This is a genomic window from Thermovirga sp. (assembly GCA_012523215.1).
Classification (GTDB): Bacteria; Synergistota; Synergistia; order Synergistales; family Thermovirgaceae; genus 58-81.
The window spans coordinates 1-2,081 of record JAAYIZ010000135.1 but is presented as its reverse complement, the minus strand read 5'-3'; the positions used below and the strand labels follow the sequence as shown (position 1 = coordinate 2,081).

Annotated in this window: 2 protein-coding genes; both read left to right on the top strand. The window is 57.3% G+C overall.

Annotated features, from left to right (window positions below):
- Positions 1–36: 36 nt before the first annotated feature.
- Positions 37–891 carry an amino acid ABC transporter substrate-binding protein gene (locus GX108_03720; protein NLO56152.1) on the top strand — a complete coding sequence of 285 codons (855 nt, stop codon included), beginning with the start codon at positions 37–39 and terminating at the stop codon, positions 889–891.
- A partial coding sequence (locus GX108_03715; GenBank protein NLO56151.1) for a PAS domain S-box protein occupies positions 867–2,081 on the top strand: 1,215 nt, incomplete at its 3' end. The genes GX108_03720 and GX108_03715, both read left to right, overlap by 25 nt.

Sequence of the window (2,081 nt, the reverse complement as noted above, 5' to 3'; positions counted from 1 at the left end):
GGTCAATATCCGCTTTTCACCCGGGACGGTGGAGGTATGCCCGATACTTGCGCCAGGCGCATCATTAGAACGGGCCGAGGAGGGGGAGGCCAACTGAGAAGAGACGCTTTCAACAGTCCGGCATCGTCGGCCCTGCCGCTTGCGGCGGCTCTTTTGATTTTAACCCTGATCTGTTCTCCTGCGGCGGCCCAAACCAGGACCGTGACGGTGAGCACCTCTTACAAAAGCCTTCTTTCCACGCCCGAACAGACGGGGATGCTTGACCTCCTGGTCAAGGAAGCCTTCAAAAGGATAGGCCTGGAGGCGGAAGTCGTCTTCAACCCCACGGGAAGATCCCTCGAGGACGTCAACGAGGGGCTTTTCGACGTCGAGATCAACAGGATCAAAGGTATGGAAAAGGAGTACCCTAACCTAGTCATGGTACCTGAGCACAACATGGTGATGCGTTTCGTGGCCTTTTCGAAAGAAGACCTGCCCATCGACGGGTGGGACAGCCTCCGTGGCCTGAGGATAGGCGTTGTCAAGGGCTGGAGGATCCTCGAGGAGAACACCCGCGGTTTCCCCGACGTCACCCTGGTCCCCACCGAGACCGAACTGTTCAATATGCTCGACAGGGACCGCATCGACGTCGCCCTCTACGACGAATTGACGGGCTACGAGCAGATCAGCCTCAGGCGCTTCAAGGGCATGCGCCACCTGGAGCCGCCCTTGGCCGGCAGGGAGATGCACCTCTACCTGCATGCGAGGATCAGGGACCTGGTTGAGCCTCTCTCCGAAGCCCTTGGGAGCATGAAGGAAGACGGTACCTACGAAAGGATCGTCAGGCAGGCGACATCCCACCTCGTGATTGACTCTGGCGGCAAGGATTGGCCGCAAGGATTCGGAAGGTGAAGATGAGGAACTGGCGAAGATCCAGCACCTGGAAACTTTTCCTTTATTTTTTTATCGGTTTCGTGCTCCTTTCGGTGGTCGTGACGGTCTTCCTCCACCAATTCATTAAAAGGTTCGAATCGGATCACCTCGAGCGAAGCATCGCGCGCGTGGAGGAGGTCTACCTGCCCTTCCTGGTACCCGCCCTCTGGATAACCGATTATGAATCCCTCCAGGGCCAGATCGAGGGAATCGTTCACTTCGACTACATCGACAGGGTCGAGGTCCAGGATGATCGGGGGAAGCTCTTCGCCGCCGGCTCCGAACTGCACCCCTCCCTGGAAGTGATCACCCGCGACCTCGTCTATGTCAACCGTGGTCAATCCCAGGATATCGGATCTGTTTCGCTCTTCATCAACAGGAACGAGCTCGCCGCCCGGGTCTTTGAACGGGTCCGGATCCTGTTTTTCCTCCAACTGCTGATGTCGGTGGTCCTCTCGTCCATCATCGCCTGGGCCTACCACAGGGTGATCGGCAGACAATTATTCCGGCTCGCCGAATTCATCAAGGGCGACGACCCAGCCAGCCTGGCGAAAAAGTTCAACCTTGAACGGCCCTCCCGGCAGCCCGCAGAACTTCGGTTCCTGGTGAACCATATCAACAAGACCAGGGGCAGAATGGAGAGCCATATCACCGAGATCCAGGAGTGGCGGAACCTGCTCGAGTACATCGTAAGGCACGATCCCAACGCCATCTTCGTCCTCGACAGGGACATGAGGTTCATCTTTGTCAGCGAAAGGTACCTGAAAAATAACCAACTCGAGAGGGACCAGGTAGTGGGGAGGACCTTTGATGAAATCTCTCCCGCCCTTTACGAGAGGTGGTACATGGTCCACCGACATGCCCTGGAGGGAGAAATTCTGGGTTCCGAGCAGGATCAGCTCCTTCGCCCCGACGGAAGCCTGGATATCATCCGCTGGTGGTGCCGGCCATGGTATGAACCCGACGCCTCCATCGGCGGCACCGTTTTTTACTCGGAGACAATCACCGATAGAAAACGCATGGAACGCTCCCTCTTCCTGGAAAAGGAACTCTTCAGGACCACCCTGTTTTCCGTCGGCGACGGCGTCATATCGACCGATAGTGAGGGTAAGGTTCTCCTGATGAATCGTGTAGCCGAGAGGCTCACCGGCTGGAAAGCGGAGGAGGCC

Excerpts from the sequence above, each read along its gene's own strand:
- GX108_03720 (NLO56152.1), top strand. The coding sequence starts at position 37 with ATGCCCGATACTTGCGCCAGGCGCATCATTAGAACGGGCCGAGGAGGG.